The organism is Priestia sp. GS2 (assembly GCF_036409025.1).
In the GTDB taxonomy this organism is placed as follows: domain Bacteria; phylum Bacillota; class Bacilli; order Bacillales; family Bacillaceae_H; genus Priestia; species Priestia aryabhattai_A.
In genome coordinates, this window is the sequence record NZ_JAZGJX010000001.1 from 148,550 (window position 1) to 171,051 (window position 22,502).

At 37.1% G+C, this 22,502-nt stretch carries 22 protein-coding genes; 18 read left to right on the forward strand and 4 right to left on the reverse strand.

Annotated features, from left to right (window positions below; genetic code table 11):
* Positions 1 to 5 precede the first annotated feature (5 nt).
* The 5 genes from ytfJ to V2145_RS00815 all read left to right on the forward strand — a co-directional run bounded on the left by ytfJ (position 6) and on the right by V2145_RS00815 (position 4,591).
* Positions 6 to 464 carry a GerW family sporulation protein gene (ytfJ, locus tag V2145_RS00795; protein WP_094911894.1) on the forward strand — a complete coding sequence of 153 codons (459 nt, stop codon included), beginning with the start codon at positions 6 to 8 and terminating at the stop codon, positions 462 to 464.
* A gap of 131 nt (positions 465 to 595) precedes the next feature.
* Positions 596 to 1,096, forward strand: coding sequence for a thiol peroxidase (tpx, locus tag V2145_RS00800; RefSeq protein WP_094911893.1), 501 nt, complete (start codon positions 596 to 598; stop codon positions 1,094 to 1,096).
* A 160-nt stretch (positions 1,097 to 1,256) separates the two neighbouring features.
* The gene (locus V2145_RS00805) at positions 1,257 to 2,246 is read left to right on the forward strand and encodes a class I SAM-dependent methyltransferase (protein WP_094911892.1); all 990 of its coding nucleotides are present in this window, start codon (positions 1,257 to 1,259) and stop codon (positions 2,244 to 2,246) included.
* Positions 2,247 to 2,446: 200 nt separating this feature from the next.
* The gene (locus V2145_RS00810; RefSeq protein ID WP_094911891.1) at positions 2,447 to 3,637 is read left to right on the forward strand and encodes an acetate kinase; all 1,191 of its coding nucleotides are present in this window, start codon (positions 2,447 to 2,449) and stop codon (positions 3,635 to 3,637) included.
* Between the two features lie 120 nt (positions 3,638 to 3,757).
* Positions 3,758 to 4,591 carry an EcsC family protein gene (locus tag V2145_RS00815; RefSeq protein WP_311856390.1) on the forward strand — a complete coding sequence of 278 codons (834 nt, stop codon included), beginning with the start codon at positions 3,758 to 3,760 and terminating at the stop codon, positions 4,589 to 4,591.
* 295 nt (positions 4,592 to 4,886) lie between these two features.
* Here the strand turns inward: V2145_RS00815 and V2145_RS00820 are convergent, their stop codons facing one another.
* Positions 4,887 to 5,201: a hypothetical protein gene (locus V2145_RS00820; RefSeq protein ID WP_311856391.1), complete on the reverse strand. Its 315-nt coding sequence runs from the start codon at positions 5,199 to 5,201 to the stop codon at positions 4,887 to 4,889.
* Positions 5,202 to 5,515: 314 nt separating this feature from the next.
* On the opposite strand from V2145_RS00820, the gene V2145_RS00825 reads away from it, so the two are divergent.
* The 7 genes from V2145_RS00825 (at position 5,516) to V2145_RS00855 (ending at position 12,186) form a co-directional block, all read left to right on the forward strand.
* Complete coding sequence (locus V2145_RS00825; protein ID WP_131888386.1) at positions 5,516 to 6,724, forward strand: argininosuccinate synthase; 1,209 nt, start codon at positions 5,516 to 5,518, stop codon at positions 6,722 to 6,724.
* On the forward strand, positions 6,721 to 8,109 hold the full coding sequence (gene argH / locus V2145_RS00830) for an argininosuccinate lyase (RefSeq protein WP_094911888.1): 1,389 nt from the start codon (positions 6,721 to 6,723) through the stop codon (positions 8,107 to 8,109). Before V2145_RS00825 ends, argH begins: the two co-directional genes overlap by 4 nt.
* A gap of 153 nt (positions 8,110 to 8,262) precedes the next feature.
* Positions 8,263 to 8,433 (forward strand): hypothetical protein, encoded by a 171-nt coding sequence (locus V2145_RS00835; RefSeq protein WP_330987256.1) that lies wholly within the window; start codon positions 8,263 to 8,265, stop codon positions 8,431 to 8,433.
* Positions 8,434 to 8,550: 117 nt separating this feature from the next.
* Positions 8,551 to 9,672 carry an alanine dehydrogenase gene (gene ald / locus V2145_RS00840; protein WP_094911887.1) on the forward strand — a complete coding sequence of 374 codons (1,122 nt, stop codon included), beginning with the start codon at positions 8,551 to 8,553 and terminating at the stop codon, positions 9,670 to 9,672.
* Positions 9,673 to 9,769: 97 nt separating this feature from the next.
* Positions 9,770 to 10,450 (forward strand): metal-dependent hydrolase, encoded by a 681-nt coding sequence (locus tag V2145_RS00845; RefSeq protein WP_094911886.1) that lies wholly within the window; start codon positions 9,770 to 9,772, stop codon positions 10,448 to 10,450.
* Between the two features lie 91 nt (positions 10,451 to 10,541).
* Positions 10,542 to 10,781 (forward strand): hypothetical protein, encoded by a 240-nt coding sequence (locus V2145_RS00850; protein WP_256993359.1) that lies wholly within the window; start codon positions 10,542 to 10,544, stop codon positions 10,779 to 10,781.
* 88 nt (positions 10,782 to 10,869) lie between these two features.
* Positions 10,870 to 12,186 (forward strand): CBS domain-containing protein, encoded by a 1,317-nt coding sequence (locus V2145_RS00855; RefSeq protein ID WP_094911885.1) that lies wholly within the window; start codon positions 10,870 to 10,872, stop codon positions 12,184 to 12,186.
* A gap of 33 nt (positions 12,187 to 12,219) precedes the next feature.
* Here V2145_RS00855 and V2145_RS00860 read toward each other — a convergent pair whose 3' ends face one another.
* Positions 12,220 to 12,519, reverse strand: a complete 300-nt coding sequence (locus V2145_RS00860) for a YtpI family protein (RefSeq protein ID WP_094911884.1) — start codon at positions 12,517 to 12,519, stop codon at positions 12,220 to 12,222.
* A gap of 259 nt (positions 12,520 to 12,778) precedes the next feature.
* On the opposite strand from V2145_RS00860, the gene V2145_RS00865 reads away from it, so the two are divergent.
* Entirely contained in the window at positions 12,779 to 13,711 is a 933-nt protein-coding gene (locus V2145_RS00865) for a DHH family phosphoesterase (RefSeq protein ID WP_131888384.1), read from the forward strand.
* Between the two features lie 38 nt (positions 13,712 to 13,749).
* Here V2145_RS00865 and ytrI read toward each other — a convergent pair whose 3' ends face one another.
* Positions 13,750 to 14,268: a sporulation membrane protein YtrI gene (ytrI, locus tag V2145_RS00870; RefSeq protein ID WP_094911882.1), complete on the reverse strand. Its 519-nt coding sequence runs from the start codon at positions 14,266 to 14,268 to the stop codon at positions 13,750 to 13,752.
* A complete protein-coding gene (locus V2145_RS00875) occupies positions 14,265 to 14,600 on the reverse strand; it encodes a YtrH family sporulation protein (RefSeq protein ID WP_025907274.1) in 336 nt (111 codons plus the stop codon). The genes ytrI and V2145_RS00875 overlap by 4 nt, the downstream gene beginning before the upstream one ends.
* A 142-nt stretch (positions 14,601 to 14,742) precedes the next feature.
* On the opposite strand from V2145_RS00875, the gene dnaE reads away from it, so the two are divergent.
* The 5 genes from dnaE to accA all read left to right on the forward strand — a co-directional run bounded on the left by dnaE (position 14,743) and on the right by accA (position 22,279).
* Entirely contained in the window at positions 14,743 to 18,093 is a 3,351-nt protein-coding gene (gene dnaE, locus V2145_RS00880) for a DNA polymerase III subunit alpha (protein ID WP_330987257.1), read from the forward strand.
* Positions 18,094 to 18,270: 177 nt separating this feature from the next.
* Entirely contained in the window at positions 18,271 to 19,500 is a 1,230-nt protein-coding gene (locus V2145_RS00885; protein ID WP_094911880.1) for an NAD(P)-dependent malic enzyme, read from the forward strand.
* A gap of 62 nt (positions 19,501 to 19,562) precedes the next feature.
* On the forward strand, positions 19,563 to 20,177 hold the full coding sequence (locus V2145_RS00890; RefSeq protein ID WP_179289254.1) for a FadR/GntR family transcriptional regulator: 615 nt from the start codon (positions 19,563 to 19,565) through the stop codon (positions 20,175 to 20,177).
* Between the two features lie 243 nt (positions 20,178 to 20,420).
* Positions 20,421 to 21,308, forward strand: a complete 888-nt coding sequence (gene accD / locus V2145_RS00895) for an acetyl-CoA carboxylase, carboxyltransferase subunit beta (protein ID WP_330987258.1) — start codon at positions 20,421 to 20,423, stop codon at positions 21,306 to 21,308.
* On the forward strand, positions 21,302 to 22,279 hold the full coding sequence (gene accA, locus V2145_RS00900; RefSeq protein WP_210609360.1) for an acetyl-CoA carboxylase carboxyl transferase subunit alpha: 978 nt from the start codon (positions 21,302 to 21,304) through the stop codon (positions 22,277 to 22,279). Before accD ends, accA begins: the two co-directional genes overlap by 7 nt.
* Positions 22,280 to 22,502: the final 223 nt, after the last annotated feature.

The following is a 22,502-nucleotide window of genomic DNA, read 5'->3' on the forward strand; positions in this document are numbered from 1 at the left end:
CTTAAATGGGAGAACATCCAATTAAGAGTCTAATGTCCACAGCAATGGAAAATTTAAAAGAAATGATTGACGTCAATACAATCATTGGAGACCCAGTAGAAACACCGGATGGAAGTGTTATTCTAACGGTATCAAAAGTAGGATTTGGCTTTGCTGCAGGAGGCAGTGAATTTAGTGGAGAAGGGCAAAAGTCATCTTCACAACAAGGCGGTCAGTCATCTGATTCAAGCCATCCGTTTGGTGGAGGAAGTGGTGGAGGAGTATCAATCACGCCAATCGCTTTCTTGATTGTCAGCTCAGCTGGAATTAAAATGCTCCATTTAAATGAAAGCACGCACTTATACGAGAAAATACTAGACACGGCCCCTCAAGCAATCGAACGCATGCAGCATATGTTTAAAAAAAATCGTCATGATCATGACCATCACGACCGCCATGATAGTAATGATTCGTTTAATCTATAAACTACAAGCTCTCGTTGTATAATTATAAAAACGAGGGCTTTTTATATGAAGGAAAACGCATTTAATTGCAATCTTTTTATATAGGCGCTAATATGAAGGATGTACATATTTATTTAGGGGAGGAATCATTCGTGACAACAGTTAAGTTTAAAGGTAACGATGTAACATTACTAGGGAATCAAGTAAAGGTAGGAGACAAAGCGCCTAACTTCACGGTTCTTGCAAACGATTTGTCAGAAATAACGTTAGATGACACAAAAGGTTCAGTGCGTCTAATTAGTGTTGTTCCTTCTATTGATACAGGTGTTTGTGATGCACAAACTCGCCGCTTCAATGAAGAAGCATCAAAGCTAGACAATGTGAAAGTATTAACAGTAAGTGTTGATTTACCGTTTGCACAAAAGCGCTGGTGCGGTTCAAATGGTATTGAAAACGTACAAACGTTATCAGATCACCGCGATTTATCTTTTGGTGAAGCATTTGGCGTAACTATTAAAGAACTACGTTTATTAGCTCGTTCTGTGTTTGTGGTAGATTCAAACGACGAAGTAACATATGTTGAATATTTACCAGAAGTTACGGATCACCCAAACTATGAAGCAGCAATTGAAGCAGCAAAAGCAGCTAAGTAATTGAACATGCTTTAGACAAAGAAGGCGGAAAACATTGTTTTTCGCCTTCTTTGTGCGGCATGAACTATTTGTGATAAAATAAAATTCTTTGTTAGAGTTCTATATAAAGCATTGTAATGAAAGATAGATTAGTAAATGGAAGGTTCAAGGAGGAGTAGACGTGAGCGAGTTATCAAAAATGGAGCAGTTGTTTAAGGTTATCGATCAGAGTGCAGTAATTTTACGAAAAGAGCTAGACTGCTTATATCTAGAAGCGGTTGCTGAAACAGGTGAAAACTTATTTCAAGAAGACATCTTACAAGACGAATTAGATGAGGTAACGAAAAAAAGATTACAGAAAGAGTATAGCTCTATAAAACTGAATCAATTTGAGAAAGAGACAATTCGAAAAGCATATCAACTAGCAGTTTTAAAAGGAATGAAAGAAGCTGTTCAACCTAATCATCAAATGACACCAGATGCAGTAGGGTTGTTTATGGGATATGTCATTGGTAAGTTTATGCAAGGTAAAGAAAAATATACGGTGCTAGATCCAGCAGTAGGAGCTGGTAATTTAATTACCACGATTTTAAATATGCATTCATATTCAATTGAACAAGTGTATGGCGTTGATATTGACGATTTATTGCTTCAGTTAACCTATGTAAATGCAAACCTTCAAAAGCACGGTGTAGAGTTATTTCACCAAGATAGTTTACAGCCACTATTTATCGATCCTGTTGACCTTGTGGTTTGTGATTTACCAGTAGGCTATTATCCAAATGATGAAGGTGCTGCTCAATATAAAGTAAAGTCAGAAGAAGGGCATACGTATGCTCATCATTTGTTTATTGAAAAAAGCTTAAACCACGTTAAATCAGGTGGATATGTAGTCACGCTGATTCCAAATAATTTATTTGACTCTGAGCAATCTCATCTTCTGCAGCCATTGCTTAAAGAAGAAGCGATTGTACAAGCAATCATTCAACTTCCGCTATCAATGTTTAAGCAGGAAGAAGCAGCAAAAAGTATTCTGGTTTTACAAAAGAAAGGTGAGGGAGTAACTCCACCAGAGAATGCACTTCTTGTGAACCTACCTAAGTTTAGCAATAAGCAAGGAATGAACGATATTATGAATCAGATGAATGAATGGTTTAAGTTAAATAAATAATTTGTCTTTTTAGAAAATAATGATTTTTTTATGGTGGCGCTTTTAATCGTGCATAGCCCTTGAAATCTATAGTGGTGAATGATTAAATGAATAAGGATAGAATTTGTGTCGAAATGCATAGAATATTGTAGAGAATATCGTTTTGTACTTTTTCGTCAAGTTCATAATGCACGTATATAAAAAGGAGCTGTTTTTAGTATATGTCAAAAATTATCGCAATTAATGCTGGTAGCTCATCTTTAAAGTTCCAGCTGTTTGAAATGCCAAGCGAAGCAGTTTTAACAAAAGGTTTAGTAGAGCGTATCGGCTTAGACGACGCTGTTTTCACTATTTCAGTAAATGGTGAAAAACAAACAGAAGTAAGAGAAATCCCAGATCACTCTGTAGCAGTTCAAATCTTAGTAGATAAGCTTTTATCCCAAGGAATTATTGAGTCATATGATGAGATTACAGGTGTTGGACACCGCGTTGTTCACGGCGGAGAGAAATTTGCTGACTCTGTGTTAATTACAGATGAAACACTAGCTGAAATTGAAGCACTATCAGATTTAGCACCTCTTCATAACCCAGCTAACGTTGTTGGTATTAAAGCATTCCAAGCAATCTTACCAAATATTCCAGCAGTTGCAGTATTTGATACGGCATTCCATCAAACAATGCCTGAAAAATCATTCTTATACAGCTTACCTTATGAGTACTATGAAAACTATGGTGTTCGTAAGTATGGTTTCCACGGTACATCACATAAGTATGTATCAGAGCGTGCGGCTGAACTATTAGGTCGTCCAGTTGAGCAACTACGTTTAATTTCTTGTCACTTAGGTAACGGTGCAAGTATCGCGGCAATTGAAGGTGGAAAATCAATTGATACATCAATGGGCTTCACGCCGTTAGCTGGTGTAGCAATGGGAACTCGTTCTGGTAACATCGACCCTGCGTTAATTCCATTCATCATGGAGAAGACAGGAAAAACTGCAGACGAAGTACTAAATGTGTTGAATAAAGAAAGTGGCTTACTTGGTGTATCTGGTATCTCAAGTGATTTACGTGACTTAATTAAAGCAAGTAGCGAAGGAAACGATCGTGCAGAAACAGCTCTTGAAGTATTTGCTGGTCGTATTCATAAGTACATTGGTTCTTATGCAGCTCGTATGTCTGGTGTAGATGCAATTATCTTTACTGCAGGTATTGGTGAGAACAGTGATGTTGTACGTGCTCGTGTACTTCGTGGTTTAGAATTTATGGGCGTGTATTGGGACCCAGCATTAAATGATGTTCAAGGAGAAGAAGCATTTATTAGCTATCCTCACTCTCCAGTAAAAGTTATTGTCATTCCGACAAACGAAGAAGTAATGATTGCTCGCGACGTAGTTCGTTTAGCAAATATTTAATAGCATAAAAAAAGCTAGCGTCTTTCGCTAGCTTTTTTTGTTTTATGAAAATAGGTGTCTTTCTAAACATTTGTTATAATGGAAACAAATTCTATTACTTAGCTTTAAAGGAGTGAAAGCATGAGCCTAACCAATCGAGAAGAGCAGTTGTTACACGAAATTCAGGAGTGGGAACAAACATTGGATGAATATGATCAAAGTCAGATTGAAATTACATATGATGAATGGCTGCATAAAGCCGTTAGTCTTGTACCTGAGCATATTCTACAAGAATATTTAGCCAAAACAGATGATTTTATGTTTCACTTTACATCCTTTATTCAAAATACAGATATTCAGATACAAGCTGAGAAACAAATTATTAATACAGCGCGCGTATTTCAACCAGATATTACAGATATACCAGAACTTCAATCACTACAGATTGATCAACTATCTTACATTTGTGACCAACAGCTAGCCAAACAAAGGCTTTATGCATTGGGACAAGGCGCTTTATCCGGTACGGGAAAGACTCTATTAGTAGGTACAGATATTCCAGCTTTGTTATTTATTAATTTACAATCGATTCAAAAAGCAGCAATGAGCTATGGCTATAATATCCATACACCGTTTGAACTTATGATGACGTTAAAGGTATTTCATTCAGCGTTATTGCCGCCCGAATTGCAAAAAGCAGGTTGGCTTGAATTGACAGAAGAAATTCAACATGGCGTAGATCCTTATTTTTATGAAGGCAGAGATCAAGTAGTAACTGAAGCGCTTGTTTATAAAGCTGCTGCTCAGATTGGGAAGAGCCTACTTATAATCATCTTAAAGCGAAAGGCATATGGTCGTATTCCGTTACTAGGTATGGCAATCGGTGGAGGAATGAACTATAGATTTACAAAGCAAGTAACAGATTATGCGAAGCGATTTTATCAATATCGTCTTTTAATAGAAAAAAGTAAATGACGAGGCCGGGATATAACGCCATAATTCCTTCTCAAAGACAAATTATGGCGTTTGGAAATGAGTGAGGTTGGAGAAAAACATGTTGATTCCATTGAGCTGCAGAAAAGCTTGAGCCTCCTCACTGCTTTGTGGCGCCTCAAGCTTTTCTCTACCTCCTCTACAAATTGCGTGCCTTATTCTTCATTTCACTCTTTTTTAACTTATTATCTCCACCAACAAAAAACCGAACGGTTGAGAGTTGAATCTCAACCGTTCGGATAGATCATTAACGGAAACGCTTATGTCTTGACCTTGTTTACAAATGAGTTTTAGCAGATACATCTTGTTCCGTACGATACCAAATCCATAAATCATTAATAATAGAGGCCAACTCAGCAATTTCTTCGTTTAATTTACAAGACTTTTGAAAGTTATCTTCTTCCTCTAGAGCTGCCTGTTTTTTATTAATTCTTCTTTCGATTTCTGCAATCCGATCAGGAATTAAGCCTCTATTTTTTTCCCACTGACTTAAAATCTTGTCTTGCAGTGCTGGAGTATATTCATTCCATGAATGTTCTAAAACAGGAATAGAGATACCCAACCTTTTATTATATAAGAACATATTTTGCATAAATAAACGCCTCACTTGCATCTAAAATCTTTTCACCAATGCTTTTTCCAATTTAAAAATACAAACTTATACTGTTTATCATAAAGGAAGTAATGAGAAAAATCATGTGTTTTATTACTTTATATATGCAAGTTTATTTTACAGTTAGAGCATATTTATCTCATAAAATAAGGTTTCAGAAAGAATATTTGTGAATTTATATACTTTTTTATGAATAAGTATTGAAAAAAACTAATAAAGTTGTTAAAGTAATAGTAGATTAAATGAATAAAAATTTATTGAGATGTATTTATATATATTAGGAGGAAATGTTGATGAGTAATCCGAAAATTGTTCTTGCATATTCAGGTGGTTTAGATACTTCAGTTGCTATTAAATGGTTACAGGAAAAAGGTTATGATGTGGTCGCGTGTTGTTTAGATGTTGGTGAAGGAAAAGATTTAAACTTTATTAAAGAAAAAGCTATTACAGTTGGAGCGGTAGCATCACACGTGATTGATGCAAAAGAAGAGTACGCAAATATTTATGCATTAGCAGCTTTGCAAGCTCACACATTATATGAGGGGAAATATCCATTGGTATCTGCGTTATCAAGACCTCTAATTGCAAAGAAGCTTGTTGAAGTAGCTGAGCAAGAAAATGCAGTAGCCGTGGCGCATGGTTGTACAGGAAAAGGAAATGACCAAGTTCGTTTTGAAGTGTCAATTAAAGCCTTAAATCCAGATTTAGAAGTTATTGCTCCAGTACGTGATTGGAAATGGTCTCGTGAAGAAGAAATTGAGTATGCGAAACAGCATAACATTCCAATTCCAGTTAACTTAGACAGCCCGTTTTCAATTGATCAAAACCTATGGGGAAGAAGTAACGAATGTGGTGTTCTTGAGGATCCTTGGGCTGCTCCACCAGAAGAAGCTTACGATTTAACTGCTGCATTAGAAAATACGCCGGATACTCCTGAAACGGTTGAAATTGAATTTGTTCAAGGCGTACCTGTTTCATTAAATGGCCAATCGTATACGTTAGCTCAGCTTATTCTTGAACTGAACGATATTGCTGGAAAGCACGGAGTTGGACGTATCGACCACGTAGAAAATCGTCTAGTTGGAATTAAGTCACGTGAAGTATATGAGTGTCCAGCTGCGATGACTCTTATTAAAGCTCATAAAGAGTTAGAAGATTTAACACTTGTAAAAGAAGTAGCACACTTCAAACCTATTATCGAGAAAAAACTAACAGAAGTTATTTATGAAGGACTTTGGTTCTCACCGTTAACAAATTCATTACTAGCATTCTTAAAAGATACGCAACAATATGTAAACGGGACAGTACGTGTGAAGCTGTTTAAAGGTCATGCGATTGTGGAAGGGCGTAAGTCTCCAAACTCTCTATATAACGAAAAACTTGCTACGTATACAAAAGAAGATGAATTTGACCATAACGCAGCAGTAGGATTTATCTCTTTATGGGGACTTCCAACAAAAGTTAGCAGCATGGTGAATACTAAGAAGGTGACGACAGTATGACCAAATTGTGGGGAGGACGTTTTACGAAACGTCCTGAACAATGGATTGATGAATTTGGAGCATCCATTTCGTTCGATCAACATTTAGTAGAAGAAGATATTGAAGGTAGTTTAGCTCATGTATCTATGTTAGAAAAGTGCAAGATTCTTTCTAGTGAAGAGGCGAATCAAATTAAAGCAGGGTTACAAACCCTGCTTCAAAAAGCAAAAAATAAAGAGCTTACGTTTTCTGCTCAGTACGAAGATATTCATTTGAATCTAGAAAAGCTCTTAATTGATGAAATCGGTCCTGTAGGTGGAAAACTGCATACAGGTAGAAGTCGTAATGATCAAGTTGCAACTGACATGCATCTATATTTAAAGAAACATGTCCAGCAAATCATCCAGCTAACAAAACATTTACAGCATGTATTAGTTGAAAAAGCTGATCAGCATGTTGAAACGATTTTTCCTGGCTACACTCATCTACAAAGAGCGCAGCCTGTATCGTTTGCTCATCACTTGTTAGCATATGTATCAATGTTTAAGCGTGATTCTGAGCGATTTGAAGAATCATTAAAACGCATTGATATCTCTCCGCTAGGAGCAGGAGCGCTTGCTGGTACAACATTCCCAATTGACCGTTACTATAGCGCTGAGCTGTTGGGCTTTGCAGATATCTATCAAAACAGTATGGATGCAGTAAGTGATCGTGATTTTATTTTAGAATTTTTGAGCAACAGCTCAATTTTGATGATGCACTTATCTCGTTTCTGTGAAGAGTTAATTTTATGGTCGAGTCAAGAATTCCAGTTTATTGAAATGGATGACACGTATGCCACAGGAAGCAGTATTATGCCACAAAAGAAAAACCCTGATATGGCTGAGCTGATTCGTGGGAAAACAGGAAGAGTTTATGGACACCTGTTTAGCTTATTAACAGTGTTGAAAGGTACGCCTTTAACATACAACAAAGATTTACAAGAAGATAAAGAGGGTATGTTTGATACAGTTACAACGATTGAGGGTTGCTTGACAATCTTTGCTGGAATGATTGAAACTATGACTGTTAAAACAGACGTTATGGAATCATCAACCAAAAAAGATTTTTCTAATGCAACAGAATTAGCAGACTACCTCGCTTCAAAAGGGATGCCGTTCCGTCAAGCTCATGAAGTTGTAGGCAAGCTTGTTCTAGAATGCATTCAGCAAGGGATTTATTTAATGGATTTACCATTAGAAAACTACCAAGCCGCAAGCAATTTGTTTGAGGAAGATATCTATCATGTACTTGACCCAAAAACTGCGGTTAACCGCCGTAATAGTGCGGGTGGTACAGGTTTCGACCAGGTAAGACAAGCAATCTTAAAGGTTAAAGAGGATTTAAAACAAGAAATTAATGCATAAAAAATACGCACTTACTGAAGTGCGTATTTTTTATGCATATTTTTTGTAAAAGCATATAGAGTTACAATCCCATCTACGTCGTGCATAACTCCAACAAGTTAGAAGAAAAATAGTGGGGAATAAAACAACATGTTAGCTAAGGAGAGATTAACAATGAAAGAAAAAAAGAAACCTCAGCACGTTTATGAATATGATCATGAAGGAGAAAAAAAAACGTTTCAACAATTAATGGACTCCTACTCAAGTGGTGTAGTAGGAGATGGTTACATGGCTTCAACATTTGAAAATGTTGAAGATAAAAGTGACAACGAACTATATGAATAAAAAGATGGATAAACTATAGGTAAGGCAAAAACTCCCCACTTTATAAGCATAAGGTGGGGAGCTTATTTTACATATCATTCATATGATAAATAAACAATGAATTAAGGAGTGACAATCGTGAAAATAGGTGTTCCAAAAGAAATTAAAAACAATGAGAATCGCGTTGCTATTACACCAGCTGGCGTGACGGCATTTACAAATGCCGGTCATGAGGTATGGGTTGAAAAAAATGCCGGTGAAGGGTCTGGATTTACGAATGAACAGTATGTAGAAGCTGGAGCAACCATTGTTGAAACAGCTCACGATGCGTGGAGTGCAGAAATGGTTATGAAAGTAAAAGAACCATTGCAAGAAGAGTACAATTATTTTCGTGAAGGGTTAATTTTATTTACGTATTTGCACCTTGCTGCTGAAGAAGCATTAACAAAAGCATTGATTGAAAAGAAAGTAGTAGGTATTGCCTATGAAACTGTGCAGCTACCGAATCGTACGCTTCCTCTTTTGACACCAATGAGTGAAGTAGCTGGAAGGATGTCTTCGCAGATTGGCGCACAATTTTTAGAAAAAACAAAAGGTGGCAAAGGAGTGTTACTAAGTGGTGTGCCCGGTGTTCAACGAGGAAAAGTGACAATCATTGGTGGCGGAGTTGCGGGAACAAATGCTGCGAAAATTGCTGTTGGTCTAGGAGCAAATGTAACCATTATTGATTTAAGCGCAGAGCGACTTCGACAACTAGACGACTTATTTGGCAAGGAAATTACAACATTAATGTCAAATCACTATAACATTGCAGAATCTGTGAAGGATTCAGATTTAGTAATTGGAGCAGTATTAATTCCAGGTGCCAAAGCTCCAAAATTAGTTACAACTTCCATGATTAAAACAATGTCTCCTGGCTCAGTTGTCGTAGACATTGCTATTGACCAAGGTGGAATTTTTGAAACAACAGATCGTATTACGACACATGATAACCCAACGTATGAAAAGCACGGTGTTTTACATTATGCGGTAGCTAATATGCCTGGAGCTGTTCCTCGTACTTCAACCATGGCTTTAACGAACGTGACTGTTCCTTATGCACTTCAAATTGCAACCCTAGGATATAAAAAAGCATGTTTGAAAAATCCGCCGTTACTTCAAGGAATTAATACATTAAACGGCTTTGTAACATATGCAGCGGTAGCTGATGCACATGGATTAACATACTCTGATGCTACAACATTGTTAGAGCAAGCATAACCGATTTATAATAAAAAGAACGTACCCTTTCTGTTTAAAGTAGTATAGAAAGGGTATGAACTAGTTAATTAGTGATAATGACAAAGGAGAGGTTATTATGCACATTTCGTATCATGGACATTCGGTTGTGAAAATTGAAACGCAAGGGAAAACGATTTTAATTGACCCATTCATTACTGGGAATGGTCAAACGGATTTAAATGCAGACGATGTACAGGCAGATTATATCTTACTAACCCACGGTCATAATGATCACGTAGGAGATACAGTTGCTATTGCCAAACGAACAAATGCGCAAGTAATTGCTATTGCTGAACTCGCTACATATTTAGGTTGGAAAGGTTTAAACGTTCATCCAATGAGCATTGGCGGAGCTTATACGTTTGAATTCGGTAAAGTTAAACTTACACAAGCTTTCCATGGATCAAGCTATACGGAAGAAGACAACAAGCAAATTGTTTACACGGGTATGCCAGCCGGTTTATTACTAACAATTGAAGGAAAAACTATTTATCATGCGGGCGACACGGCCCTTTATTCCGATATGAAGTTATTAAGCGATTACCATCCAGATGTAGCGTTTTTGCCGATTGGCGATAACTTTACAATGGGGCCAGAGGATGCAGCAGTTGCAGCTTCATGGATTAATGCCAAACTAGTCGTTCCAATCCATTACAATACATTCCCTGTTATTAAACAAGATCCTCATGAGTTCGTTCAATCCTTAAAAGGAATTGAAGGAAAAGTTTTAAATCCTGGAGAAGGTTTAGAGTTATAAGAGAAAAAGCAAGACGGTGCAATTTTAATGTGCATCGTCTTTTTTTGGGTGTACAAGCATACTATGTAAATAAAAAAGGGGGAATGTATTGGTGTTAAAGCGAAATAGAGCGCTTTTATATTTGTTGCTGTGTGGCCTTATGCTTTATTATGTAAAGCCCTATATTGTCATAAGCATAGATAGTCTTCAAGGGATTTTTAGCCTTGCTTGGTTAGGGTTAGCACTGCTAGTTGTAGGTGGTAATGTATCAGCACTTTTATACGCGAAAAAAGAAGAGCAAAAAAAGCTTTTGCAACAAAAACTTCGCAAGCCAACTCGTCAAAGAGGATGAGATTGAATCCCGCTCCTTCCACCTTTATAATAAAAAGAAAAGAGTAAAGCGCCGAGTACGTCCGGTGCTTTAGAAGGGTGAAGTACATTTGGCGACAAAACATGAACAGATACTACACTATATTGACTCGTTACCAATTGGTGAGAAAATATCAGTCAGGCAGATTGCAAAAGAGCTGACGGTAAGCGAAGGTACTGCTTATCGAGCTATTAAAGATGCAGAAAATAAAGGGTACGTTTCTACAATAGAGCGTGTTGGGACCATTCGAATTGAGCGTAAGAAAAAAGAAAATATTGAAAAACTTACGTTTGCCGAAGTTGTAAATATTGTAGATGGACAAGTGTTAGGCGGACGAGAAGGGTTATATAAAACGCTTAACAAATTTGTTATAGGGGCAATGAAGCTGGATGCCATGATGAGATATACAGAAGCAGGCAACCTTTTAATTGTTGGAAACCGAGTAAATGCACATGAACTAGCTTTAGAAGCCGGAGCAGCTGTTTTAATTACAGGAGGATTTGATACGGAAGAGTGGGTGAAAAAGCTCGCAGATGACTTGAAACTTCCGATTATTTCTACAAGTTATGATACGTTTACTGTTGCAACCATGATTAACCGTGCCATCTACGACCAACTAATTAAAAAGGAAATTGTACTGGTTGAAGATATCTTAACGCCAGCTGAAGAAGCTGTTAGTCTAAAGCTTAATGATACAATTGCCACGTGGCATAATCTTAACACAAAAACGCATCACAGTCGTTTTCCGGTAGTGGATGATCAGATGAAAGTTCACGGGATGGTGACTTCTAAAGATGTCATTGGTTATGATGTGCAAACCCCTATTGAGAAGGTAATGACCAAAAATCCAATGACGGTACATGGCAAAACGTCGGTGGCATCTTCTGCTCATATGATGGTTTGGGAAGGTATTGAAGTTCTACCTGTAGTTGATGATTCTCACCATTTAGAAGGAATTATCAGTCGACAAGATGTCTTAAAAGCACTTCAGATGATTCAAAGACAGCCTCAGGTTGGTGAAACAATTGATGATATTGTCACTAATCAATTCATCGATGTAAAAGATACAAAAGCGGAACCATTCTATCGTTGTGAAGTGACACCGCAAATGACAAACTATATGGGAACTATTTCGTACGGGGTATTTACAACGATTGTAACAGAAGCGGCAAATCGAGCACTTCGTTCATTTAAAAAAGGGGACTTAGTTATTGAGAATATTACCATCTATTTCATTAAACCTGTACAAATTGACAGCATTGTTGAAATTCGACCAAAAGTATTAGAGTTGGGACGAAAGTTTGGAAAGGTAGATGTTGAAGTATACAATGAGGGCGTCGTTGTTGGTAAAGCAATGCTGATGGCACAGCTCTTAGAACGTGTATGAAAAAAGTGTGCACTCATTCAGTGCACACTTTTTTCATGAAGACGTTTGAGCTTCTTTTGTAGCAAGAGGAAGATAATACTTATATGCGCGAATACCTGTAATAATACTTCCGAGACCAAATAAAGCAAAGATGATACCGATAATGAGAGACGTTGTAGTTGCATAAATAAACCACTGGTTAATTCCAAAAAAAAGTACAAAAGCTCCGAGTGAAATGCTCGATTTTGCAGAAATCCATTTGCGCTCAATAGGACGTTTGGAGCGGACATACTTAACTTTTAAATAGAAATAAAAGACAAATGAAATGACAATTAAAATGGCGAGAATAGGCATTAATTCATTCAGCTCCTTTTAAAGATAATGACTTATCGGTGGTAAAATATCTAAAAAATTTCGGCTTCATAGCCCTGAATGCGTTTTCTTTAAGCTGTATGTAACAGACTACTTATTCTTATTCTATCGATAGATGCCAGAAAATTCTAGTATTAATTAATTCTGCTTTTAAACTTCTAGCTATCTATGATTTAATAGAACTAGCTATTAGGTTTGGTACATAAATAGTTTGCTAATTTATCGATGGGAGTGCTGCTAGATGAAAACACAAATTTTAGATGCAATTAAAAGTTTCGATACAATTATTATTCACCGTCATGTAAGACCAGATCCTGACGCATATGGTTCTCAATGTGGGTTAGCAGAGCTTTTAAAAACATCTTTTCCGGAAAAAAATATTTACGTAACAGGAAAAGAAGCGGAATCTCTTAAGTTTTTATATCAAATGGATGATGTTGCTGATGATTTGTATGAAAATGCACTCGTTATTGTATGTGATACAGCCAATCAAGAACGAATCTGTGATCAGCGATATGCAAAAGGGAAAATGTTAATTAAAATTGATCACCACCCGAATGAAGACAAGTACGGAGATTTACTATGGGTGGATACAGAAGCATGTTCAACAAGCGAAATGATCTATGAATTTTTCCTTCATGGTAAAGAGGATGGACTTATGTTAAATGATCGCGGTGCCAAATTAATCTTTAGTGGAATCGTAGGAGATACGGGGCGCTTTTTATTTCCAAGCACAAAGCCTAAGACTTTCCGCTATGCAAGCGATTTGATTCAATATGATTTTGAGTTCAAAAATGTTTATGATGAGATGTATAAAACAAAAGAAAACGTAGCACATTTGCACGGCTACGTACTGCAAAACTTCTCCCTATCGGAGTCGGGAGTTGGATATATGAGAATACCAAAAGAAATTCTTGAAAAGTATAATGTAACACCAGCAGATGCATCACAGCTAGTTAGTTCGTTAGGGCATATTGAAGGTATAAAGGTATGGGTATTCTTTGTGGAAGAAGAAGATCAAATTCGAGTAAGGTTAAGATCAAAAGGGCCGGTTATCAACACAATTGCTCGTAAGTATAAAGGAGGAGGTCATCCACTTGCAGCTGGTGCTTCCATTTATTCTTGGGATGAGGTTCAGCCACTGCTGCAAGATTTAGAAGCACTATTTCAGTAAATGTTTAAGCAGGCGTACATTCTCTTAGTACGCCTGTTTTACATAACTTTTTCTACTTTCTTTATGCGAATTTCAATTGACAAAGTGGTGTAAAAGTAAATTTGATGCACTTCGACTTCATAAATCATTTTATCGAATTCATATTTTTTATTTTCAATTGCTTTTTTTAATACGTTTCGTGCGTCATACGCACTCTCAATATCTTGAGCAATTAAATGCAATGCTTCCTCTTCAACGCTAGCTTGAAGATGGTAAGAAGTGAGAGAGCCTAATTTATATTGCTTCGTATTTGTTAAATTTACTTTTACTTCTTGAATTAAAATGTTTTTTTTCATTTTTTTATTTAATTCTCGTACATCTTCTTGCCAAATTAGGCTGTTTTTTTCTGCTCTTTCTAGCTGCTGTTCAAGCTGCACTAATGATTTTGTTTGTTCATGCTGTAGCTCACCATAAATAATTAAAAAAACGCCCCAGCTAACAATGGCACCGATAACTAATCCAGCGAAAAAACGTTCTAAATCTGACCGCTTATATAGACGTTTGTTTGGGACTCTCATAAACCTAAGCTCTCTTGAGTTAACCATTTAATAATTAGTGCCCCTGTTTGAGCACCACCCATCGCTGAAAGTATTAACAAGATTTGTTTTACAACATCTTTAGTAGCACCTTCAAATAAGCCACGTTCAAAACTATAGAACGTATCAAAGGTGCCTCCAATTGCTCCCACAATTGCCCAGATTTTTAAACTGTTACTTAAAGTATACATGATATGAAATGGAGATTTACCAATTAAAAATCCTGCAAACGAACCAATTAAAGCACCGCCAAGAATAATACCTAATGAAGTGAAGTAGCTCCAAATAAACAATGACATAAAGGGCTCTTTCATCTTTTCCCTCCTTTTATACATTTTCTATCATTTCTGCTGTAATTCATGTATATGGACAAACAAAACAAGTTATGTGATTTGTATGGAAGAACAACAAAATTTATAATGGATATAAATACATAAAAAGAAGGTGGGAAGACTCGTGCCTTTTGTTCATCTACAATTAAAAAGTGCATATAGCATCTTAAATAGTACAGTTCGAATTACGCAGCTAGTCGAACGTGCAAAAGCATTAGATTATAAAGCTGTTGCTCTAACGGATGAAAACGTGATGTACGGAGCTATCCCTTTTTATAAAGAGTGCAAAAAAGCCGGTATAAAGCCAATCATCGGTTTGACTTTACATGTGCTAAAGCAAGAAGATGAATCGTTTTCTTATCCGCTTGTTTTACTTGCTCAGAATGAGAAGGGTTATGAAAATCTAGTGAAGTTGAGCAGTCTTGTTCAAACAAAAGAAAAGAACGGTGTGAAAAAAAAGTGGCTCCCTCATTATAAAGAAGGCATAATTGCTTTTACGCCTGGATTATCAGGAGAAATTGAATCACTTGTTTTAGATAATAAGCTAGATGAAGCGAGACAAACGATGGCATTCTTTAAACACATATACGGAGAAGAAAGCTTTTATGTGTCTCTTCAACGTCACGGAAATCAAGAGCAGGCTGTAAACGAGGAGCTTCGTAACTTAGCTAAAGAATTGAATGTGAAGTTACTAGCTACTAATGACGTGAAATACCTTGTTCAAGAAGATTATGAGGCCTATGAATGCCTAACTGCTATAGGTGAGGGTAGTATGCTTCAAAGTCTGATAGAAGAGGATTCGGATAAGAAAGAATACTACTTTAAAACACAGTCTCAAATGGAGAGCCTGTATACAGATGTTCTTTCCGCTGTCTATGAAACAAATTGTGTAGCCGAACGGTGTAACCTGGAGCTTTCACTTGGTAAAATGATGATTCCATCCTATCCAATCCCAAATAGTGAAGATACGGCGGATAGCTATTTACAGAAGCAGTGTCAAGCAGGGTTGAAGAAGCGTTTAGGCACAGTACCCCCTGAATATGCAGCACGACTAGATTATGAACTTAGTGTTATTCAAGAGATGAAGTTTAGCAATTACTTTCTAATTGTGTGGGATTTTATGCAGTATGCGCATCAAAATGGAATTATTACAGGTCCGGGACGTGGTTCAGCAGCAGGTTCTTTAGTTGCTTATACGTTAGAAATTACCAATGTTGATCCAATTAAGCATCATTTATTATTCGAGCGGTTTCTAAATCCTGAACGAATCTCAATGCCCGATATTGATATTGATTTTCCAGATAATAAGCGTGACCAAGTTATTCAATATGTTGCTGAAAAATATGGTCAAATTCATGTGGCTCAAATTATCACGTTTGGAACATTGGCTGCTAAAGCTGCCATTCGAGATGTTGGAAAAGTTATAGGAATAGATAAAGAAGAACTGTCCATTATTTCAAAACTGTTACCATCTAAGCCAGGAGTCATGCTACAACAAGCGGTTGTACAATCTAAGCCTTTCCGTGAGTATATTCAAACTACGCCGACTAGACAAAAGCTTTTACAATTAGCGATGCAAGTAGAGGGGCTTCCGAGACATACGTCTACTCACGCTGCAGGCGTTGTTATTAGCGACAAACCGTTGACATCGTATACGCCTATTCAAGATGGTCAGCATAATGTGTACCTCACTCAGTATCCAATGGAAGCACTGCAGGATATCGGCTTACTTAAAATGGACTTTCTAGGTCTTCGTAACTTAACGTTAATTGATTATATTCTTGCAAAAGTGGAGCGAGATACAGGGAAAAAGCAGAAACTATCAGATATCCCTATGCAAGATGCTAAGACGTTTCAGCTTTTAGCAAGTGGTGATACAACTGGAATCTTTCAGCTAGAATCAGACGGCATGCGTAAAGTATTAAAAAAGTTACAACCAACGGAACTAGAAGATATTGTAGCAGTCAATGCTTTGTATCGTCCTGGACCGATGGAACATATTCCAACGTATATTAAAAGAAAGCACGGCTTAGAAAGGGTTACGTATGTTCATGATGTACTAAGACCAATTTTACAAACCACGTATGGAGTTATTGTTTATCAAGAGCAAATTATGCAAATTGCTTCGCAAATGGCAGGATTCTCACTAGGTGAAGCTGACCTTTTAAGGCGCGCCGTCAGTAAAAAAGAAAGTACGACGCTCCAGAAAGAGAGAAAGCATTTTGTTGAAGGAAGTAAACTGCAGGGGTATAGCGAAGAAGTCTCAGACCAAGTTTATAATTTAATTGTTAAGTTTGCTAACTATGGATTTAACAGAAGTCATGCCGTTGCATATAGCTTTATTACTTATTACTTGGCCTATTTAAAAGCACATTACCCTCTTCAATTTTTTGCAGTTTTATTAACCAGTGCGATTGGAAATCAATCAAAAAGTGAGCAATATATTCAAGAAATGAGAAAAAGAAAGATTGCTCTTTTACCGCCATCTATCAATCGAAGCGCGTTTGCTTTCAATGTAGAAAAGAAACAGATTCGCTTTAGCTTAGGAGCAATTAAATATGTAGGGGGAACAGTGGTTCAAGAGGTACTTAATGAGAGAAAGAATAAACCATTTGAGGATCTATTTGACTTTTGTATGCGCGTATCGACGAAGGTTGTAAATAAAAAAATTCTTGAAATGCTGATTAACGCTGGTTGTTTCGACGAGTTTGGTGAAAACCGCGCCACTCTTATTGAAACGATAGACGTGGCATTCGAGCACGCACAGCTGGTTGATCCACAAGATGATTTTGGCATGGAGTTTTCCCTCAAGCCAAAGTACATTATAGTAGATGAATTCAGCGAACAAGAAATCCTAGAACGTGAAAGAGAAGCAGTAGGCTTCTATTTATCAAATCATCCAACTTCTCAGCATGAAAGGTTAATGGAAGCTCATTCTACAATCTCACTATGCGATATTGCAAACTGTAAAAGTGGTACACAAGTTTCAGTTATTGGACTTATCTCAAGTGAACGCGTCATTCGTACCAAACAAGGTGAACAAATGGCTTTTATTGCAATTGGTGATGAAACAGGCGATGCGGATGCAGTAGTGTTTCCGAGAAGCTACGAAAAATACAAACAGCTGTTAAGTATTGGACAAATTGTATTGATTAAAGGCAAGGTGGATATTCGAACAAATAAACAACAAATTGTTGCACAAGAAGTTTATTTAGCAAAGGAACTTGAAGAAGAGCTACCGAAACAAGAAGTATATTTAAGGATAAAGTCATCAGCTCAAAGTGATAAAGTAATTCGTAGTATTTATAAAAAAATTAACAGTGCTAAAGGAAATGTACCAGTTCTGGTGTACTATGAGTTAGAGAAGCGATTATTACGCTTACCGTCGGACTATTTTATTTCACTAGAAAGTGATATCGTTACACAGTTTAAAGACCTATTAGGAGATGAAAATGTCGCTGTAAAAACGCTATAGTCTTTACAGATTGTAGATGATGTTATATTGTAAAGAAGTTAAAAAAAAAGTGGTCTGACCACTGTTACTTAATTTTACATTTACTTAGATGCAATAAAATTGAGCACTTAACGCTTAACTGCATCGTTTCTATTTTAATAGCTATATGTATACTTATATCGAATGAGGAGTGAGCTCATGTCTTTACGCGAAGAAGCACTGCATATGCACCGTATCAATAAAGGAAAGTTAGAATCTAAATCGAAAATCCCTGTTCGAAATGCTCAGGACTTAAGCCTAGCTTATTCACCTGGAGTAGCTGAACCTTGTAAAGAAATTTATGATGATGTGAATAATGTGTATGAGTATACAATGAAAGGGAATATGGTCGCAGTGGTATCTGACGGAACTGCGGTTTTAGGATTAGGAAATATTGGTCCGGAAGCAGCTTTACCCGTAATGGAAGGTAAAGCAGTATTATTTAAAAGCTTTGCCGGGGTCGATGCGTTTCCTATCTGCTTAAAGACCACAGATATTGACCAGATTGTAGAGACAGTAAAGCTATTAGAACCAACATTCGGTGGAGTAAACCTAGAGGATATTGCGGCACCAAATTGTTTTGAAATTGAGGAACGCTTAAAAAAAGAAACCAATATTCCTATTTTTCATGACGATCAGCACGGAACTGCAATTGTAACGGTAGCTGGCTTGGTAAATGCACTGAAGTTAGCAAATAAGAAGATGTCAGAAGTGAAGGTAGTAGCCAACGGTGCTGGAGCCGCGGGGATTGCCATCATTAAATTATTGCATCGCTACGGCGTGCGCGACATTATTATGTGTGACTCAAAAGGTCCAGTTTATGAAGGTAGATCGTTTGGAATGAATAAAATAAAAGACGAGGTAGCCGCTTATACCAATCGTCAAAAAGTAACGGGCACTTTAGAAGATGCACTTGCTGACGCAGATGTGTTTATTGGTGTATCTGTCGAAGGGGCTCTAACAAAAGAGATGATTCACAAAATGAATGAGGATCCGATTGTTTTTGCAATGGCCAATCCAATGCCTGAAATTATGCCGGACGATGCAAAGAGTGCAGGTGTCAAGGTAATTGGGACAGGAAGATCTGATTTTCCTAACCAGGTGAATAACGTACTGGCGTTTCCTGGTATATTTCGCGGTGCCCTAGATGTACGAGCTACTCATATTAATGAGCAGATGAAAATTGCTGCGGTAGAAGCAATTGCAAGTCTTATCTCATCAGAAGATTTACATGAAGATTATGTTATTCCAGCACCATTTGATCCTAGAGTTGCACCAGCAGTAGCAGCTGCTGTGGCGAAGGCGGCGATGGAAACAGGTGTTGCAAGGTTACAGGTTGATCCAGATGATATTGCATTAAAAACGCAGCGTTTGGCTATCATTGAATAAAGTAAGATAGCGAAAAAAATGTGTGGATACTAAGCGGATAAGGTGAGTGAAAAAATAGGTTGATGAATGAACGTTCAAAAGTTTATGTAGAAATCTTAAAGCAAATTCGGCAATTGATGCAGTCTAATCAGCTGCAAACAGGAGATAAAATTCCGTCAGAGCGAGAGTTAGCAGAGCGACTAAATGCCGGTCGCTCTTCTGTGCGTGAAGCACTTCGCGCATTGGAGTTGCTAGGCCTTATCGAAACACGAAGGGGCGAAGGCACGTTTATTAAAGAAGTAGGCGATCATCAGCTTATCGACATTTTAGCAACGTTTCTCTTACATGATAACAAGCCAAAAGAAGACTTAATCGAAACAAAATATATGTTAGAAAAAGCATGCTTAGAATCCATACTACAAAATAATAAAAGTATTGTTGATCAGCTAGATAACAAAACCCTAACAATTAAGCATCTATTTGAGCAGCTATTTCGGCTTCAAACTAATCGATTGTTACAGCGAATTTGGTTAATTGTTAGTAACTTTTACTATACATTTCAACAGTCAACAACGATGCAAAATCAAGCCCAAATCGCGTTATTAATTCATGCTATTAAACATGGAAACGAGCATGATGTTTTTACGATTCACAAGGGGTGGTATCATCCTTTTGATGATTCAAAAAATGTCGAATAGCACGTTGCATGTTTCTACACAAAATGTACAACTTTTCTTGTAAAGTAAATATCAACTAGTACACAAAATGAAGAATTATGAGTCGATTCATACTTCATGGTCTGTTTTCACCGATTGTGTAACCTATTTTTGAATAATAGGTGATAAACGCTCTATTGGTTTCAGACTGATGCTTATTATATGGTAAGCAAAGGATACGAAGACGGATTCTTTTAGATAAAAGAATCAAAAGGAGGTTACACTTTGTTAAGAGATCTATTTACTAAAAATACAAAGAATACAAAGAATACAAAGAAGAGAAAGTATGCTTCAGTTCCATCAGAACACCTAAAACAAGATGTACCTGAAGGAATTATGACAAAATGTAAAAAATGCAAAAAAATCATGTACACGAAAGAACTTAATAAAAATCTAAAAGTGTGCTTAAACTGTGGGCATCATCATCAAATGACTGCTCAAGAAAGAATTAGTAGCTTAATTGATGAAGGCACATTTATTGAATATGATCGTACAATGCGCTCTCAAAACCCTCTAGAATTTCCCGATTACGTTGAAAAATTAGAGAAAGATCGTGAAAAAACAGGGCTTAGTGAGGCTATCGTAACGGGTGAAGGCGACATTAATGGTTTAAAAGTAGTCGTCGCTGTTATGGATTCACATTTTAGAATGGGAAGCATGGGGTCTGTTGTAGGTGAAAAAATTACAAGAGCTATCGAAAAAGCAAAAGATTTAGGCGTACCGTTTCTTATTTTTACAGCATCAGGTGGAGCTAGAATGCAAGAAGGTATCTTAAGTTTAATGCAAATGGCTAAGACAAGCTCAGCGTTAAAAATGTATAGTGATAAAGGTGGACTCATTATTTCAATTATGACGCACCCTACAACCGGAGGCGTATCTGCTAGTTTTGCTTCGCTAGGAGATTACAACTTAGCAGAGCCCGGTGCTTTAATCGGTTTTGCAGGTCGAAGAATTATTGAGCAAACGATTCGAGAAGAGTTACCAGAGGACTTCCAAACAGCAGAATTTTTATTAAAACACGGACAATTAGATGCGGTTGTGGCGCGTCATAACTTAAAAGAAACGCTCACAAATATTTTAGACATTCATGTAGGAGGTGACGTACAGTGGTAAGTGAATTAGAATTTGAACGCCCAATTGTGGAGTTGCGTAATAAAATTGCAGAGTTAAAAGAGTTTGCAACAAACACGGATGTTGATTTATCAACAGAGATTGAAAAGCTAGAAAAGCGTTTGGAAAAAGTAGAAAAAGATATTTATAATCACTTAAGCCCATGGAATCGTGTACAGATTGCGCGTCATCCTGAACGTCCAACTACGCTTGATTATATCTCAAGATTGTTTACTAATTTTTTAGAGTGCCATGGTGATCGTTATTACGGTGATGATGAAGCTATCGTGGGAGGCATTGCGAAGTTTCAAGGTGTACCTGTTACGGTCATTGGACATCAGCGCGGTAAAGATACGAAAGAGAATATCCGTCGCAATTTTGGAATGCCACATCCTGAGGGCTATCGTAAAGCGTTACGTTTAATGAAGCAGGCTGAAAAGTTTAACAGACCAATTATTTGCTTTATTGATACAAAAGGTGCTTATCCAGGAAAAGCAGCGGAAGAAAGAGGACAAAGTGAAGCCATCGCAAAAAATCTTTTTGAAATGGCTGGCTTAACTGTACCTATCGTTTGTATTGTTATTGGAGAAGGAGGAAGTGGAGGAGCATTAGGACTTGGTGTAGGAAACCATCTTCATATGCTTGAAAACTCCACGTACTCAGTTATATCTCCAGAAGGTGCTGCTGCGTTATTATGGAAAGATGCAACGCTTGCTAAGCAAGCAGCAGAAACAATGAAAATTACCGCGCCTGATTTAAAAGAACTAGGTATTGTGGATGAGGTTGTGGAAGAGGTTAAAGGTGGAGCTCATCGTAATATTGATGAACAAGCAAGTTACATGGAAGTGGCGATTCGTAGCTCTTTACAAGAATTAACAAAACTCACAAAAGAGCAATTAGTTGAAGAGCGTTATGAAAAATACAAAAAAATTGGACAATTTTCAGCTGAAACCGATGCCATCGGTGTAAAATAAACAATAAAGCATCCTCTATTTTGATAGGGGGTGCATTTTCTCGTTTCTACAATAGCTCTTCTCTATTGTGTTTCATAGTTCTTCATGGTATTTTATAGACAGCAAAACCCTATAGGATTCTTAAGAAGAAGCCTGCATTTTCCTTCAATGGATTTAAAAGACATTGTTATAGGGAAAGCAACTCGCTTCTTTTATTGTAATGCCTAAAACCAATTTTATAGGC